This is a genomic window from Modestobacter sp. VKM Ac-2982 (genome assembly GCF_026967935.1).
Lineage (GTDB): Bacteria > Actinomycetota > Actinomycetes > Mycobacteriales > Geodermatophilaceae > Modestobacter.
The window spans coordinates 142,563-158,269 of sequence record NZ_JAPVBL010000004.1; the positions used below are offsets into that span (position 1 = coordinate 142,563).

General features: G+C 74.0%; 16 protein-coding genes and 1 tRNA gene. 8 read left to right on the forward strand and 9 right to left on the reverse strand.

Annotated features, from left to right (window positions below; all coding sequences use genetic code 11):
• The first annotated feature begins 25 nt into the window (after window positions 1-25).
• Window positions 26-1,291 carry a kynureninase gene (kynU, locus tag O2W20_RS15120; protein WP_269171356.1) on the forward strand — a complete coding sequence of 422 codons (1,266 nt, stop codon included), beginning with the start codon at window positions 26-28 and terminating at the stop codon, window positions 1,289-1,291.
• Window positions 1,292-1,301: 10 nt separating this feature from the next.
• On the opposite strand, the gene O2W20_RS15125 is transcribed toward kynU, so the two are convergent.
• Window positions 1,302-2,156, reverse strand: coding sequence for an SCO6745 family protein (locus O2W20_RS15125; protein ID WP_269171355.1), 855 nt, complete (start codon window positions 2,154-2,156; stop codon window positions 1,302-1,304).
• A gap of 22 nt (window positions 2,157-2,178) precedes the next feature.
• Entirely contained in the window at window positions 2,179-2,790 is a 612-nt protein-coding gene (locus tag O2W20_RS15130) for an HNH endonuclease (protein ID WP_331254056.1), read from the reverse strand.
• A gap of 132 nt (window positions 2,791-2,922) precedes the next feature.
• Here O2W20_RS15130 and O2W20_RS15135 point away from each other — a divergent pair, with 132 nt between their 5' ends.
• Window positions 2,923-5,001, forward strand: a complete 2,079-nt coding sequence (locus O2W20_RS15135; RefSeq protein ID WP_269171354.1) for a prolyl oligopeptidase family serine peptidase — start codon at window positions 2,923-2,925, stop codon at window positions 4,999-5,001.
• 22 nt (window positions 5,002-5,023) lie between these two features.
• On the opposite strand, the gene O2W20_RS15140 is transcribed toward O2W20_RS15135, so the two are convergent.
• Window positions 5,024-6,019 carry an ABC transporter substrate-binding protein gene (locus O2W20_RS15140; RefSeq protein WP_269171353.1) on the reverse strand — a complete coding sequence of 332 codons (996 nt, stop codon included), beginning with the start codon at window positions 6,017-6,019 and terminating at the stop codon, window positions 5,024-5,026.
• Between the two features lie 297 nt (window positions 6,020-6,316).
• On the opposite strand from O2W20_RS15140, the gene O2W20_RS15145 reads away from it, so the two are divergent.
• The 4 genes from O2W20_RS15145 (at window position 6,317) to O2W20_RS15160 (ending at window position 10,367) form a co-directional block, all read left to right on the forward strand.
• Window positions 6,317-7,639: an MFS transporter gene (locus O2W20_RS15145; RefSeq protein ID WP_269171921.1), complete on the forward strand. Its 1,323-nt coding sequence runs from the start codon at window positions 6,317-6,319 to the stop codon at window positions 7,637-7,639.
• Complete coding sequence (locus O2W20_RS15150) at window positions 7,636-8,034, forward strand: globin (RefSeq protein WP_269171352.1); 399 nt, start codon at window positions 7,636-7,638, stop codon at window positions 8,032-8,034. The genes O2W20_RS15145 and O2W20_RS15150 overlap by 4 nt, the downstream gene beginning before the upstream one ends.
• A 126-nt stretch (window positions 8,035-8,160) precedes the next feature.
• The gene (locus tag O2W20_RS15155) at window positions 8,161-9,672 is read left to right on the forward strand and encodes a glycoside hydrolase family 13 protein (RefSeq protein ID WP_269171351.1); all 1,512 of its coding nucleotides are present in this window, start codon (window positions 8,161-8,163) and stop codon (window positions 9,670-9,672) included.
• A gap of 95 nt (window positions 9,673-9,767) precedes the next feature.
• Window positions 9,768-10,367, forward strand: a complete 600-nt coding sequence (locus O2W20_RS15160) for a biotin transporter BioY (RefSeq protein ID WP_269171349.1) — start codon at window positions 9,768-9,770, stop codon at window positions 10,365-10,367.
• 86 nt (window positions 10,368-10,453) lie between these two features.
• Here O2W20_RS15160 and O2W20_RS15165 read toward each other — a convergent pair whose 3' ends face one another.
• Window positions 10,454-10,867 carry an acyl-CoA thioesterase gene (locus tag O2W20_RS15165; protein ID WP_269157286.1) on the reverse strand — a complete coding sequence of 138 codons (414 nt, stop codon included), beginning with the start codon at window positions 10,865-10,867 and terminating at the stop codon, window positions 10,454-10,456.
• Window positions 10,868-10,948: 81 nt separating this feature from the next.
• Between O2W20_RS15165 and O2W20_RS15170 the strand changes: the two genes are divergently transcribed.
• Window positions 10,949-11,380, forward strand: coding sequence for a protein-tyrosine phosphatase family protein (locus tag O2W20_RS15170; protein ID WP_269171348.1), 432 nt, complete (start codon window positions 10,949-10,951; stop codon window positions 11,378-11,380).
• Window positions 11,381-11,494: 114 nt separating this feature from the next.
• Here O2W20_RS15170 and ettA read toward each other — a convergent pair whose 3' ends face one another.
• Window positions 11,495-13,165: an energy-dependent translational throttle protein EttA gene (ettA, locus tag O2W20_RS15175; protein ID WP_269171347.1), complete on the reverse strand. Its 1,671-nt coding sequence runs from the start codon at window positions 13,163-13,165 to the stop codon at window positions 11,495-11,497.
• Between the two features lie 114 nt (window positions 13,166-13,279).
• On the reverse strand, window positions 13,280-13,807 hold the full coding sequence (locus O2W20_RS15180; protein WP_269171346.1) for a single-stranded DNA-binding protein: 528 nt from the start codon (window positions 13,805-13,807) through the stop codon (window positions 13,280-13,282).
• Window positions 13,808-14,007: 200 nt separating this feature from the next.
• On the opposite strand from O2W20_RS15180, the gene O2W20_RS15185 reads away from it, so the two are divergent.
• A tRNA-Arg gene (locus tag O2W20_RS15185) sits at window positions 14,008-14,083 on the forward strand.
• 15 nt (window positions 14,084-14,098) lie between these two features.
• Here O2W20_RS15185 and O2W20_RS15190 read toward each other — a convergent pair.
• The 3 genes from O2W20_RS15190 to O2W20_RS15200 all read right to left on the reverse strand — a co-directional run bounded on the left by O2W20_RS15190 (window position 14,099) and on the right by O2W20_RS15200 (window position 15,675).
• Window positions 14,099-14,512 (reverse strand): hypothetical protein, encoded by a 414-nt coding sequence (locus O2W20_RS15190; protein WP_269171344.1) that lies wholly within the window; start codon window positions 14,510-14,512, stop codon window positions 14,099-14,101.
• 12 nt (window positions 14,513-14,524) lie between these two features.
• Complete coding sequence (locus tag O2W20_RS15195; RefSeq protein WP_269171343.1) at window positions 14,525-15,325, reverse strand: TIGR02587 family membrane protein; 801 nt, start codon at window positions 15,323-15,325, stop codon at window positions 14,525-14,527.
• 176 nt (window positions 15,326-15,501) lie between these two features.
• Entirely contained in the window at window positions 15,502-15,675 is a 174-nt protein-coding gene (locus O2W20_RS15200) for a hypothetical protein (protein WP_269171342.1), read from the reverse strand.
• Between the last annotated feature and the right edge of the window lie 32 nt (window positions 15,676-15,707).

Genomic DNA, 15,707 nt, shown 5'->3' on the forward strand with positions numbered 1-15,707 from the left:
TAGCCGCCACCGGCAGGATCTCCGTGTGGACCTCTCCCGCGCCGCCGCCGAAGCCGCCGACGCCACCGACCCGCTGGCCGGGTTCCGCGCCCGCTTCACCGGCACCGACGACGACGGCCCCGACCGGCTGCTCTACCTGGACGGCAACTCGTTGGGCCGGCTGCCGAAGGAGACCCCCGCCGCCGTCGCGCGGGTCGTCGAGCAGGAGTGGGGGCAGGGGCTCGTCGGCTCCTGGCGCGACTGGGTGCAGCAGTCCGGGCGGATCGGCGACGTCCTCGCCGGGGGCGTGCTGGGGGCGCGGCCCGGCGAGGTGCTGGTCGGTGACACGACGAGCGTCGACCTCTACAAGCTGCTGGTCGCTGCGGCCGACGCCCGCCCCGGCCGGGACGTGCTGGTCTGCTGCGCCGACGACTTCCCCACCGACCGGTACATCGTCGCGGGGGTGGCCGAGGCGCGCGGGATGACGGTGCGCGAGGTGGCGGCGCACATCGACACCGGCCTCGACCTCGACGTGCTGGCCGGTGCGCTGGACGAGCGGGTCGCCGTCGTCGTCCTCTCGCAGGTCGCCTACCGCTCGGGCGCGCTGGTCGACATCGCCGAGGTGACCCGGCTGGCCCGCGACGCGGGGGCGCTCGTCGTGTGGGACCTCAGCCACGCCGCCGGCGCGGTGCCCGCCGGGCTCACGGCGGCCGGGGCCGACCTGGCGGTGGGCTGCACCTACAAGTACCTCAACGGCGGCCCGGGCGCCCCGGCGTTCCTGTACGTGCGCCGCGAGCTCCAGGAGCAGTTGCGCCAGCCGATCTGGGGGTGGTTCGGGCAGCGCGACCAGTTCGCCATGGGGACGGCGTACGACCCGGCCGACGGCGTGGACCGGTTCGCCGTCGGCACTCCCCCGGTGCTGGCCATGGCCGCGGTGGAGGTCGGCGCCCGGCTGTCGGCGGAAGCCGGCATCGAGCGACTGGCGGTCAAGGGCCAGGCCCTGACCGAGCTGGTGATCGCGCTGGCCGACGAGTGGCTGGCCGGACACGGGGTCACCGTCGCCTCACCGCGGGAGGCGGCCCGGCGTGGGGCGCACGTCAGCCTGGCGCACCCGCAGGCCTGGCAGCTGACCCAGGCGCTGATCGACCGCGGCGTCGTGCCGGACTTCCGGACCCCGGACCGGCTGCGACTGGGCCCCGCGCCGCTCTACACCCGGTTCGTCGACGTCTGGGACGCGATGGACCGGCTGCGCGCCGTGCTCGCCGACCGGGCGCACGAGGGCTACCCGACCGAGCGCGCCCGGGTGACCTGACAGCCGGGCCTCAGGCCGGCTCCGGGACGCCGATCGGGTTCTGCGGCGGCCAGTCCCCCGCCGCCACGATCGCCCGGCGCACCGACGTCAGCAGCTCGGCCAGCCGATCGCAGCCGTCCTGCCCGAGCGCCGTCCACGGGCCCTGCGCCAGGCGGTCGGTGTCGGCCTCGACCGCCTGGCGGAGCGCGACACCTTCGGGAGTGAGCTCCCCGTCGGCCAGCAGGCCGCGTCCGGTGAGCTCCTCGGCGCAGGCCGCCCACTGCTCCGGCGACCAGCCGCGGGCCTTCTGCAGCCAGTCGGCCGACGACGTCCCGGCCGCCGCGGTGAGCACCAGTGCCGGCAGCCCCAACAGCTCGTGCTGCAGCAGGACGGCCAGGTGACCGTCGCCCCGGTGCTCGCGCAGCGTGGTCAGCGCCTGCCACAGCACCAGGTGCGGTTCGACCGGCCAGGGCACGTCCGCGTTGGCCGCCGCCAGTGGCCGGCCGAGGACGTCGACGGCCTCGGCGGCGCGGCGGGCCAGCGTCGCGGCCTCCTCGGCCTCGGGGGAACCGAGCCACTCCGACAGCGACCGGTGGACCGCGGCGTCCACCCCGGCCAGCCGGGCGGCGAGGGCGGCGGCCGGGGACGTCGCCGTCCACACGTCCGGGACCCGGCGGGCGACGAACTCGGGGGCGAAGGACCCGAAGGTCGCCGTCACCAGCGCCGGCCCGACCGGCCCCAGGGGCGCGGCGCGGCCGGCGAAGTACCCCGCCCAGAAGCCGCGGACCCCGGCCTCGGCGTAGGCGGTGCGCGCCTCGTCGGCGAAGTAGGTGAGCGCGTGGAACGGCTCACCGAGGGACCACAGTCGCCGTGCTCCGTCGTTCACGTCCGGGATCCTGCCAAGTTCGTCAGGCGCTCACCGAGTCGGGCATGCCCAGCCACTCCCGCCAGCGCGGGTCGACCGTCCGGTGCCCGAGCAGCCGCCAGGCGGCACCGCTGGGCGCGCCCGGCGGGTGCGGCAACGACCACCCCATCTCGGCCAGCGACCGGTCGGCCTTGGTGTGGTTGCAGCGCCGGCAGGCGGCCACGACGTTGTCCCAGGTGTGGGTGCCACCCCGGCTGCGCGGCACCACGTGGTCGATGCTGGTCGCCGACCCCCCGCAGTACACGCAGGTCTGCCCGTCCCGGGTGAACACCGCCCGGCGGGACAGCGGCACCGACACCGGGTAGGGCACCCGCACGTACCGGGTCAGCCGCACGACGACGGGCACGGCCACGGTCACCCGTTCGGCGTGCACCTCGTCGTCGGTGACGTCGACGGCCTCGGCCTTGGCGGCGAGGACGAGCACGATCGCGCGGCGGCTGGAGACCACGCACAACGGCTCGTACGTGGCGTTCAGCAGGAGCGTCGCGCCGGTGGTGGACGCCGCCGGGGCAGGCGCGTGCGGACTGGCCAGGGCGTCGCGTCGGGAGCCGGTGGTACCCGGCCCGGACGACGACCCGAGTGCGGTGATCGACACGGGACACCTCCGAGTGCCCCCGGCCACCGACGGCTTCGACAGCCCACGGGCACCTTCATCCTGCACTGCCCCGGTGTGATAACGGGAGCGACCCCCGCCGACGGCCGACCGTGCCCGGATTACGGTCGGCGCGTGCGCTACCCCGATGCCCCCCGCCTGGACCTGGTCGACGACCTGCACGGTCACCCGGTCGCCGACCCCTACCGCTGGCTGGAGGACGCCGAGGACCCGCGCAGCGTGGCCTGGGCCGCCGCGCAGGACGAGCTGGCCGCCGAGCTCCTCGCCGGCCTCCCCGGCCGTCCGGCGTTCGCCGAGCGGATGGCCGAACTGGTGCACGCCGGTGCCGTGGGCATCCCGGTGTGGCGCAACGGCCGCGCCTTCTCCACCCGCCGTGACCCCGGCCAGGAGCACGCCGTGCTGCGGGTCACCGAACCCGACGGCAGCGTGCGGGTGCTGGTCGACCCGACGGCGCTGGACCCGGCCGGCACCACCACGCTGGACGCCTGGTCGCCCTCGTGGGAGGGCGACCGGCTGGCCTACCAGGTCTCGGTCGGCGGCGACGAGGAGTCCCAGCTGTTCCTGCTGGACGTCGGCACCGGGGAGCTGGTCGAGGGCCCGATCGACCGCTGCCGCTACTCCCCCGTCGGCTGGCTGCCCGGGGGTACGGAGCTCTTCTACGTGCGGCGGCTGGCCCCCGAGCTCGTCCCGGCCGGCGAGGAGCAGTTCCACCGCCGGGTGTGGCGACACCGGGTGGGCACCGACCCCGCCGACGACGTCCTGGTGCACGGGGAGGGCAGCGACCCCGCGACCTACTTCGGCGCCCGCACCAGCGCCGACGGCCGCTGGCTGGTCGTCTCCGCCTCGGTCGGCACCGCGCCGCGGGACGACGTGTGGCTGGCCGACCTGGCCGGGGACGGCGTCCTCCGCGAGCTGCAGGTCGGCGTGGACGCGCAGACCTCGGCGTGGGTGGCCCGGGACGGCCGGCTGTGGCTGCACACCGACCGGGACGCCCCTCGCAGCCGGCTGGTGGTGGCCGACCCGACCGCCCCGGCCAGCTGGACGCCGTCGGCCTGGCAGGAGGTGGTCCCGCAGTCCGACGACGGGGTGCTCGGCGACGTCGCCCTGGTCGACGGCCCCGACGGCGACCTGCGGGTGCTCGCCGTCCACGCAGTCGACGCGACCGACCGGCTCTCGGTGTGGGCCGCCGACGGTTCCGGCCGGCTCGCCCAGGTGACCGCCCTCCCTCCGGGCAGCGTCGCCGGCGTCAGCGCGCCGCCGGAGGGCGGCACGACCGCCTGGGTCGGCTTCACCGACTACGCGACGCCCCCGTCGGTGCTCCGCTGGGACGCGGCCGACCCCACTGCGCTCACCCCCCACGAGCAGGCGCCGGTGGCCGGCAGCGTGCCCGACGTCCAGGTGGTCGAGGCCCACGCGACGTCGTCGGACGGGACGCCGGTGCACCTGTTCGTGCTCTCCGCCACCGGCACCCCCGACACCCCGCGCCCGACCGTGCTCTACGGCTACGGCGGCTTCAACGTCTCGCTCACCCCGGCCTACAGCGCGCAGGCGCTGGCCTGGGTGGCCGCCGGCGGGGTGTGGGTGGTGGCGAACCTGCGTGGCGGGTCCGAGCACGGCGAGGAGTGGCACCGGGCCGGGATGCGGGAGCGCAAGCAGAACGTGTTCGACGACTTCGCCGCGGCCGCCGGTCACCTGATCGCCGAGGGCTGGACGACGCCGGCGCAGCTGGCGGTGATGGGCGGCTCGAACGGCGGGCTGCTGGTGGGCGCCATGGCCACCCAGCACCCCGACCTGGTCGCCGCCGTCGTCTGCAGCGCCCCGCTGCTGGACATGGTGCGGTACGAGCTGTTCGGGCTGGGCCGCACCTGGAACGACGAGTACGGCACCGCCGCCGACCCGGTGCAGCTGGGCTGGCTGCTGGGCTACTCGCCCTACCACCGGGTGGTCGAGGGCACCGCCTACCCGGCGGTGCTGTTCACGACCTTCGAGTCCGACACCCGGGTGGACCCGCTGCACGCCCGCAAGCTCGCCGCCGCCCTGCAGCACGCGACGACGGCGGCGGCCCCGATCGTGCTGCGCCGGGAGCTGTCGGTCGGGCACGGGGCCCGGGCGGTCAGTCGCACGGTCGGCCTGGCCGCCGACCAGCTGGCCTTCCTGGCGGCGCACACCGGGCTGGCGCCCGCCCGAAGCTGAGGGCGGGCGCCGGCCGGCCCGCTCACTCCAGGTCGGCGAACACGTTCTCCAGGTCCACGCCCTCGGGGATGATCCCGTCCTCGACGCCGAGCTCGAGCAGCCGTTCGACCGAGTCGCGGTTGATCTCGGTCTGGTAGGTGGGCAGCGTCAGCTCCTGGGCGATCGCCGGGTCGATGTTCGTGTAGCTGCCCAGCACCTCGCGCACCTCGTCGGGGTGCTCGGTGGCGTACTGCTGCGCCTCCTCCATGGCATCGGCGAAGGCCTGCACGGTCTCGGGGTTCTCGGCGGCGTACTGGTCGGAGGTGAAGTACCCGGCGACGGTCAGCGCCTCGTCGGTCTGGGTGTAGGGGGCGGCGACCACCCGCATGCCCTGGCTCACCCCGACGGTGGCGAACGGCTCCACGGCGAAGGCCGCGTCCACCGAGCCGTCGGCGACCGCGGCGACCATGTTGGGGAAGGCCAGCTCCACGAACTGGATCGACGAGGGGTCGCCGCCGTCCTGCCGGACGGTCTCCCGGACGACGGTGTCGCTGATGTTGTTGATCGAGTTGATGGCGATCCGCTTCCCCGCCAGGTCGGCCGGCTCCTGCACGTCGGAGTCGTCGGGGACGATCACCGCGGCGAAATCCTCCTCCGGGTCGCCGGTGGCCCCCGGACCCGGCGCGACCAGGGCCAGCGGCACCCCGCGCGACTCGGCCTGCAGCAGGCTGGTGATGTTGGAGAAGCCGAACTCCGCCTCCCCGGAGAGCACCGCCGGCACGATGGCGGCGCCGCCCTGGGCGAGGAAGGGCTCCACCTCCAGGCCGTGGTCGGCGAAGATCCCGACCTCCTGGGCCAGGTACAGCGGCGCCACGTCCACGATCGGGATCGCCCCCACCCGCACGGTGGTCAGCTCATCGGTTGCCGCGCCGGCCGCGGGCTCGGCGGCCTCGTCGTCCCCGCCGCCGCAGCCGGCGAGCACCAGGGCGCCGATCACCATCGAGCCCAGCACCATCGAGCTCTTGGACGTCCTGAGCACGCGTTCCTCCAGTGGATCTCGGCGGCCGCCGCACACGAGACAGGGGGACGGCGTTCGGGTGGGTGGCGGCGGACGCTAGGTCGTGGCGCAGGTCACGTCAACGGGAGCTTCCGTCATGTGGCAGCGCCACCTCAGCGGCAGCTCGGGCCGCAGTTGGGCGTTCCGGTACCGGAACGCGGGCGGCACGCCGAGCAGCTCCCCTGCCGGTGAGCGACGGTGCGCGCCCGACCTGCCACACTCCCGCGTCATGGAACGGGCACGAACGGTGATCGCCGCCCCTGACGGCAGGGGACGCTGCTGAGCCGCCCCCGCTCGCGTCCAGCACGCCCGACCAGTCGGCCGGCCACCTACGGGCAGGTCTTCGCCGTCGGCGAGTTCCGTCCGCTGTTCGGCTCCTACCTGCTCTCCACGATCGGCGACGAGCTCGCCCGGGTCGCGCTGACCGTGCTCGTCTACCAGCGCACCCAGTCGGCGCTGCTGTCGGCGATCACCTTCGGGATCAGCTACCTGCCGTGGGTCCTCGGTGGCCCGGTGCTGGCCGCGCTGGCCGACCGGCTCCCCCGGCACCGGGTGCTGATCACCAGCGACGTGATCCGCGCGGTCCTGGTGGCCGGCATGGCGGTCCCGGGCATGCCGCTGGCGCTGCTGCTGGGCCTGCTGCTGCTGGTGTCGCTGTGCTCGCCACCGTTCGAGGCGGCCCGGTCAGCGCTGATGGCCGACGTGCTGGAGGGCGACCGCTACGCCGTGGCCACCTCGCTGACCGGGATCACGGCCCAGGTGTCCCAGGTGATCGGCTTCCTGCTCGGCGGCGCCCTGCTCCTGCACTTCTCCCCCTCGGCGGCGTTGCTGCTGAACGCCGCCACCTTCGCCGTCTCCGCCGGCTGGCTGGCCCTCGGCCTGCAGCCCCGCCCGGCGCCGGGGGTGGCCGACGCCGAGGCCGAGGCCCGATCGCTGTGGCAGGAGACCGCCAGCGGCATGCGGTTCGTCGCCACCACGCCCCGGCTGCTGTCCATCGTCGGGGTGCTCTGGGTGGCCGCCCTGTTCGTCAACGCCCCCGAGGGCATCGCCACCCCGCTGGGCCTGCAGCTGCAGGGCACGACCGCGGCCACCGGCGTGCTGCTGGCCGCCGCACCGGCGGGCACCGCCCTCGGCGGTCTGGTCGTCGGCCGGTTCTGCCCGCCACACGTCCGCGAGCGACTGCTGGCCCCGCTGGTCGCCCTGTCGCTGAGCGGTGTGCTGCTGGCCGGGCTGGTGCCCCTGTGGCTGGGCACCGGCACCGCCGCGTTCACCGCCGTGGTGGCGCTCTTCTTCGTCGCCGGGATCGGCGGCGCCTGCTCGATCCCGCTGAACGTCGCCTTCGTGCAGGCGGTGCCCAGCGCCTACCGCGGGCGGGCGTTCGGCGTCGCGGCCGCGGGGCTCGCCGGCGTCCAGGGGCTCGGTGTGGTGCTGGCCGGGCTCGGGGCCGAGGCCCTGGCACCGAGCACGGTGGTGGCGCTGTCGGGCGGCCTCGGCCTGGTCGTCGTCGTCGTCCCGCTGATCGCCCTGCGGCGCAGCCGACCCCCAGCGGCCACGGCCCCCGTGCACCCGGCGCCCGTCCCTGGAGGACCATCGCAGTCATGAGCGAGACGAGCCGGTCGCTGCCGTCGGCGGGCAGCTTCTACGACGAGATCGGCGGCGAGCAGACCTTCCGCACCCTGGTCGCGCACTTCTACGGCGCGGTCCGGGAGGACCCGATCCTCCGCCCGATGTACCCGGCGGACGACTGGGAGGGCGCCGAGACCCGACTGCGGATGTTCCTGGAGCAGTACTGGGGTGGGCCGCGCACCTACTCGGAGGAGCGTGGACACCCCCGGCTGCGGATGCGGCACGCGCCCTTCGCCGTCGACGAGAAGGCGCGCGACGCGTGGCTCACCCACATGCGGGCCGCCGTCGACTCCCTCGAGCTGACCGCCGAGCAGGACGCGACGTTGTGGGGTTACCTGGAGATGGCGGCGCACAGCATGCAGAACCGCTGACCGACCCCTGCGCCGCGGCCGCACCTGCACCGACCTCCCGAGGAGCCCCCGCTGAGCCAGCACCCGCCGCCCGTCTCCCCCACGACCGCCGACTGGTGGCGGGACGCGGTCTTCTACCAGGTCTACGTGCGCAGCTTCGCCGACGCCACCGGCGACGGCGTCGGTGACCTGGCCGGCATCCGCGCGCACCTGCCGTACCTCGCCGAGCTCGGCGTCGATGCCCTCTGGATCACGCCGTTCTACCCCTCGCCGATGCACGACCACGGCTACGACGTCGCCGACCCCCGCGGCGTGGAGCCGGTCTTCGGCGACCTGGCCGGCTTCGACGCGCTGCTGCACGACGCCCACGAGCTGGGCCTGCGGGTGACCATCGACCTGGTGCCCAACCACAGCTCCCACGACCACGAGTGGTTCGGCGAGGCGCTGACCTCCCCGGCCGGCTCCCCGGCCCGGGACCGGTACTTCTTCCGCGACGGGGCCGGCCCGGACGGCGCACAGCCGCCGAACAACTGGCCCTCGGTGTTCGGTGGGCCGGCCTGGACCCGGGTGCCCGACGGCCAGTGGTACCTGCACCTGTTCGCCCCCGAGCAGCCCGACCTCGACTACAGCAACCCCGAGGTGGTCGCCGACCTCGAGGAGACCCTGGCGTTCTGGCTCGACCGCGGGGTGGACGGCTTCCGGATCGACGTGGCGCACGGGATGGCCAAGCCCGCCGGGCTGCCGGACATGGTGCCGGCGGAGGACACCGGGCTGTTCGCCGACGACGGCCCGGGCGACCTGCGCTTCGACCAGGACCACGTGCACCAGCTGCACCAGCGGGTGCGCGCGGTGCTGGACCGCTACCCCGACCGGATGGCGGTGGGCGAGGTCTGGGTGTTCGACGACGAGCGGCTGGCCCAGTACCTGCGCCCGGACGAGCTGCACCTGGCCTTCAACTTCCGGCTGCTGACCGCCGAGTGGGAGCCCGAGGAGCTGCGTTCGGCGGTGGAGCACTCGCTGGCCACCGTCGCCGCCACCCCGGCGCCGGCCTGCTGGGTGCTGTCCAACCACGACCGGCCCCGGCACGTCTCCCGCTACGGCGGCGGTGAGGTCGGCACCCGGCGAGCGCGGGCCGCGGCGCTGCTGCAGCTGGCGCTGCCCGGGGTCGCCTACGTCTACAACGGCGACGAGCTCGGCATGCCCGACGTCGACCTGCCCGACGAGGTGCTGCAGGACCCGATCTGGGAACGCTCCGGGCGCACCGAGCGGGGACGGGACAGCTGCCGGGTACCGCTGCCCTGGTCCGGCGACCAGCCGCCGTACGGGTTCTCCACGACCGCCGACACCTGGCTGCCGATGCCCACCGGCTGGGCGCCGCTGACCGCCGAGGCCCAGGCGGACGACGCGAACTCGATGCTGTCGCTGTACCGAGCCGCGCTGGCGCTGCGCCGCAGCTCTCCCGCCTTCGCCGGTGACGGCGTGGAGTGGCTGCCCGCACCGGAGGGCTGCCTGGTGTTCCGGCGCCCCGGTGGGCTGGTCTGCCTGCTCAACCTCTCGGCCGCACCGGTCCCGCTGCCGGAGGGGCAGGTCCTCCTGGCGAGCGCACCGGTCGCCGACGGCGCAGTGCCGGTCGACGGGGCCGTGTGGCTGCGACCGTGAGCCCGGCGCACCAGCGGTTCGGGTACGCGCCCGGGTAGGGCAGACTCTCAGCCGACCCACGGCGCACCGCGCCGACCTGCACCTCAGGAGGACCCGTGGCCACTGCCTCGCTGCCCGCGCTCCCGGCGCGCCCGCTCGTTCTCGCCGACCTCGTGCCGGCCGTCCGGGCGCGCAACGTCGCGCTGGTCGGCCTCGGCGTGCTATTCACCGCACTGCTGGCCCAGGTGTCCATCCCGGTCCCCGGCTCGCCGGTGCCGATCACCGGCCAGACGCTGGCGGTCGTGCTGACCGCGGCCAGCCTCGGTCCGGTCCGCGGGGTGGCGGTGCAGGCCGTCTACATCATGGCGGCGCTGGTCGGGCTGCCGTTCTACTCGGAAGCCAGTGGCGGCGTCGAGGTCGTCTTCGGTGCCACCGGCGGGTACGTCGTCGGCTTCATCCCCGCCGCCTTCCTGATCGGCCTGGCCGCCCGTCGCGGGATGGACCGGCAGCCGCTGAAGGCCGCACCGCTGTTCGTCGCCGGCCAGGCGGTCATCTTCGCCGTCGGGGTGCCGTGGCTGGCCGTCAGCGCCGGGCTCTCGGCCTCTGCGGCGCTGGAGGCGGGCTTCTACCCGTTCATCGTCGGTGGCCTCGTCAAGGCGGTCGTGGCCGCCGGTGTGCTGAGCGGCGCCTGGGCGCTGGTCCGCCGCAGCCGCTGACCTCCCGGCACCTGACCAGGACCGCCCCGCTGCGGTGTCCGCCCCCGCGGATGCCGCAGCGGGGCGGTTCTCGTCGCTGCGGTTGATCAGTCGCCGGGCTCGTCGAGGTAGCGGGCCAGGAAGGTCTTCTCCTCCGGGGTGAGCCGGCGCGGCCGGTTCAGCGCGAAGTCGAACGTCACCAGCAGGGTGCTGCCGGTGACGGCCAGCTGGCCGTGGTCGAAGAGCTCGTAGTGACAGGTGAAGGCGGCAGCCCGGACGCCGGAGACCCAGATCTGCACCTGCAGGGGGTCGGCGTCGTAGAGCACCGGCCGCTTGTACGCGATCTCGTGCGTCGCGACCACGATGCCGCGGCGCAGGCCGGTCTTCTCGTCGTGGGTGGGCTGGTCGAAGAACAGGTCGACCCGCGCCATCTCGAAGTAGCCGAGGAAGGCCACGTTGTTGATGTGCTGATAGGCGTCCATGTCCGACCAGCGCATCGGGACGGCGACGGTGTGCCTCACACCGGTCACCCTGCCTCATGGCCCGCCGCCGTCCGCAGCGGCCCTGTTCCCTCGCGGCGCGTGCAGGCCTACGGTGCGCTCGTGGACCCGTGGGCGGAGACCGAGCCAGGCGTGCTGGTGCTGCCGTCGGGGCGCCGGGTCCGCGGTCGCGGCCTGCGCCGGCCGTTGCCCGAGGGCGGTGCGACGCCCACGTACGGCCTCTACCTGCTGGGCCGGCCCCCGTGTCCCGTCCCCTGGACCACCCGCTGGGTGTGCTGGCCGGACTTCCGGTTGCCCACCGCCCCCGGCGACCTGCACGAGGCGTTGGGTGAGCTGTGGCAGCGGGCGGGGACCGAGCGGGTCGAGGTCGCGTGCGCGGGCGGCACCGGTCGCACCGGGACGGCGCTGGCCTGCCTGGCCGTCCTGGACGGACTCCCCCCGGCCCGGGCGGTCGCCTTCGTGCGGGGGCACTACCGCCGGCACGCGGTGGAGACCCGCGGCCAGGTGCGCTTCGTCGCCCGGTTCGGCGCCTGACGCAGGCCGGACACCGAAGGCCACCACGCGACGACGGCCGGCCGGAGCGAAGCGCTCCGACCGGCCGTCGAGGTCCCGCCGGCCCCGCTGCAGGGGGGGCAGCGGGGTCCTTCGTCAGTCCCGGGTGAGCTTCCGGTAGGTGGCGCGGTGCGGGCGGGCGGCGTCCGGGCCGAGCCGCTCGACCTTGTTCTTCTCGTAGTCGTCGAAGTTGCCCTCGAACCAGAACCACTTCGAGTCGCCCTCGTAGGCCAGGATGTGCGTCGCCACCCGGTCGAGGAACCACCGGTCGTGGCTGACGACCACGGCGCAGCCGGGGAACTCCAGCAGCGCGCCTTCCAGGCTGGTCAGCGTCTCGGTGTCCAGGTCGTTGGTGGGCTCGTCGAGCAGCAGCAGGTTGCCGCCCTGCTTGAGGGTCAGCGCCAGGTTCAGCCGGTTGCGCTCACCGCCGGAGAGCACCCCCGCCTTCTTCTGCTGGTCCGGGCCCTTGAAGCCGAACGCCGAGACGTAGGCTCGGGAGGGCATCTCGACGTTGCCGACCTTGATGTGGTCCAGGCCGTCGGAGACGACCTCCCACAGGCTCTTGGCCGGGTCGATGCCGCTGCGGTCCTGCGCGACGTAGGCGACCTTCACCGTCTCGCCCATCTTGATGTCGCCGTCGTCGGGCTTGTCCTCGCCGACCAGCATCTTGAACAGCGTGGTCTTGCCGACGCCGTTCGGCCCGACCACGCCGACGATGCCGTTGCGCGGCAGCGTGAAGGACAGCCCGTCGATGAGCACCCGGTCGCCGAAGCCCTTGGTGAGCTTGTTCGTCTCGACGACGACGCTGCCCAGTCGCGGGCCCGGCGGGATCTGGATCTCCTCGAAGTCCAGCTTGCGGAACTTGTCCGCCTCGGTGGCCATCTCCTCGTAGCGGGCCAGCCGCGCCTTGCTCTTGGCCTGGCGCGCCTTGGCACCGGAGCGGACCCACTCCAGCTCGTCCTTCAGCCGCTTGGCGCGCTTGGCGTCCTTGGCCCCCTCGACCTTGAGCCGGGTGGCCTTGGTCTCCAGGTAGGTGGAGTAGTTGCCCTCGTAGGGGTAGGCCCGGCCGCGGTCGAGCTCGAGGATCCACTGGGCGACGTTGTCCAGGAAGTACCGGTCGTGGGTGACGGCGACGACGGTGCCGGCGTACTTCTCCAGGTGCTGCTCCAGCCACGCGACGCTCTCCGCGTCCAGGTGGTTGGTGGGCTCGTCCAGCAGGAGCAGGTCGGGGGCCTCCAGCAGCAGCTTGCACAGCGCCACCCGGCGACGCTCACCACCGGAGAGCACGCGGACGTCGGCGTCGCCGGGCGGGCAGCGCAGCGCGTCCATCGCCTGCTCGATGCGGTTGTCGAGCTCCCAGCCCTCGGCGTTCTCGATGACCTCCATGAGCTCGCCCTGCTCGGCCATCAGCGCGTCGAAGTCGGCGTCGGGCTCGCCCATGGCGGCGCTGACCTCCTCGAAGCGGGTGAGCGCCGCGCGGAGGTCCTTCACCGCCTCCTCGACGTTGCCGCGGACGTCGAGGTCCTCGTTCAGCGGCGGCTCCTGCTCCAGGATGCCGACCGAGGCGCCGGGGGCGAGCACGGTGTCCCCGTTGGACGCGGTCTCCATGCCGGCCATGATCTTCAGGACGGTCGACTTGCCGGCACCGTTGGGGCCGACGACACCGATCTTGGCGCCGGGCAGGAACGCCAGCGTCACGTCGTCGAGGATCACCTTGTCGCCGTGCGCCTTGCGCGCACGGACCATCGAGTAGATGTACTGGGCCACTGAGTGGGAGCCTTCCGTCGGGTCGCGAGTGGGGGCGGGGCGGGGCAGCCGTGCTCGGCGGGCACCGGCCCCGCCCCCTGCGTTCTCAGCTCCGATCCTCCCAGCCGGGGAGGCTCACGTCAGCGCCGGGACCGCCGGCTCCTCGGACGTGACCTCGGAGTCTGTGCTGTGCAACGTCTCCGACCCCCCGGTGTAGTCCGTGGGCCGGTGGGCGTACGGGTCCTCGGTCGACGACGCGTCCTCACCCGGCTCCTGCGGGGAGGCGAGCCCGGCGGACCGGTCGACGCGCGGCGGCCGGGTGAAGTCCGACCAGCCGCGGGCGAGGTTCAACCCGACCGCGATCGCCTTGATCCGGTTGGCGCTGCGGCGCCCCGTCTCGCTCTCCCAGGACTCGGTCAGCAGGTTGCCGACGACGACCACCGGGTCGCCCTTGGTCACGCTGCGGGCCACGTTGCCGCCCAGCTCGTTCCAGCAGGCCACGTCGATCCACAGCGTGGCGCCGTCGATGAAGCCCTTGGTCTCCTCGTCCCAGCGGCGGGAGGTGGAGGCCATCCGGAAGTTGGTCACCGACCCGTTGCTGGTCCGGTTCTGGCGCGGGACGTCGACCACGTTGCCGACGACGTGCAGAGGGGTGTCGTTCACGGTGCTCCTCAGGGTGCGGTCCCCGGCGACCTGCCGGGCTGGGACCACCGTGGAGCGCAGCGGCGGGCCAGGACAGGCGTCCGGCTGGACTGTGGACACGCCCGCCCGCTGTGGACGGCCGACACCGAGCAGTCGGTGCCGACCGCTACGCCCCCGGTTCCGGCACGACGCCCCGGTCCGATGCGATGATCTGGCCGCGAGCGCCCGTAGCTCAGTGGATAGAGCAGGTGCCTTCTAAGCACTTGGTCGCAGGTTCGATCCCTGCCGGGCGCGCCACTGGCTGCCCTTCCCTCAGGCGGGCCGGTAGCCCTCCACGCCGACGGCGAGGTCGCCGTCGCGTGGGTCGGCGGTGAAGACCAGGACCGCCTCCCGCCGGCTGTCCGGGGGGACGTAGGAGATGCTGGCCGACGCCTGTTCCACCTGCCGTCCGTCTCGCGCCAGCTCGCCGCCGAGGTGGACAGCCTCGGCCGTGGTGCCGCCGTCGTTGGTGACCTCGAGGCGCACCTCGTACCCGGTGCCCACGAGCCGGACGTCCGTGACCTCGACAGCCAGGTCCGGTCCGCTGTCCCGCACCGCGAGGGCCTGGTAGCCGAGGAAGGCGACCAGCAACAACACCAGCAGCCCGCCCAGCCCGCCCGCGGCGTACTCGGCCGCCGACGTGCCACCGTGCTCCGTGCTCTCGGTGTCCTCGTCCGGATCAGACACAGGTCCCTCTCGTCACAGGATGAGCCGGGCCACCGCGGCACCCAGGCCAGCGGGGAGAGCGAGCACGACCGTCTCGGTGACCACCATGACCAGGCCGGTGTCGTCGAAGCGGCCGAGTGCCCACAGGAGGTAGGCCGAGAGGCACAGCGCCACCGCGTAGCCGACCAGGGTGAAGCCCACGAAGGCCCGGATCGGGCCGTCGTCGTGCTCCTGCCCACCGAAGCCGACCTGGTAGACGAACGCGTGCATCAGCGCGAGGGTGGTGCCGACGAGGGCCAGCGTGTGCCAGGGGGTCATCGTGGCCGCCAGCAGGACGATCTCCTCCGTCGGCGCCAGACTGGCCGCGAACACGACCGCACCGGCCGCCATGAGGAAGACCTCGTGGCCGTACCCGGACCTGGCCGGGGAGGATCCGCCCTCGCCGAGCTGGGCCCGGGCGTACGAGGCGCCGACCGCGGCCGGCAGCAGGGCGAGTCCGAGGATCGACGTCGCGTCTCGCCAGTCCCGGAGCCAGTCCAGGACGCCCAGTGTGGTCAGGACGACCGCGGCGGCAACGGCCGCGGCGAGGAACGCCACGCCCGCGTCCACCGAAGCGGCCCGCCAACCGCCCCCGGCGATGCCGAGGCGACGGGCGAGGCCGACCACCAGCAGGACCGTCCCGACGGTGAGGACGAGGAGCCGGTGGCGGTCGATGCTCAGGCTGAGCCGCCACACCTCCATCGTCATCAGCACGGGCAGGGCGAACAGCAGAGCCCCGCCGACCGCACGGCCGAACCCCTGGGCCAGGCGGCGGGTCTCGGTCTGCGGTGGCATCGCGCTCCCTCGCCGGCATCAGGTGGTCCCGCGGTTGCGGTCGGAGTCCGGGGACCGGGTCGGGCGACCGGCTGCACGAGCCCCCGAGCCCGTTCAGCCGCCGGAACGCAGTCGGTCGGTGGGGCGCAGACCTCGCAGCCCCACCGACCGACCCAGCTGTCGCGACCGGACGAGTCCTACTCGTCCTCCTCCTCTTCGAGGACGTCACCCTCCTCGACCACGCCGGTGTCCTCGACGCCCTCGTCCTCACTTCCGCAAGCGGTCATGGTGAACGACGCGGCGGCGATGGCGACGCCGGCGGCGGCGGAGCGCCACCGGTTGCGGCGTGCAGGCAGTGAGATGCTGGTCATCGTTCTCCTCGGGTCGGTCGGCCATGGCCGAC

What these genes read in the sequence shown, in the direction of transcription:
- O2W20_RS15150 (WP_269171352.1), top strand. Translation starts at nt 7,636, where the DNA reads ATGAGCGAGACGAGCCGGTCGCTGCCGTCGGCGGGCAGCTTCTACGAC.
- O2W20_RS15195 (WP_269171343.1), bottom strand. Translation starts at nt 15,325, where the DNA reads ATGCCACCGCAGACCGAGACCCGCCGCCTGGCCCAGGGGTTCGGCCGT.
- O2W20_RS15200 (WP_269171342.1), bottom strand. Translation starts at nt 15,675, where the DNA reads ATGACCAGCATCTCACTGCCTGCACGCCGCAACCGGTGGCGCTCCGCC.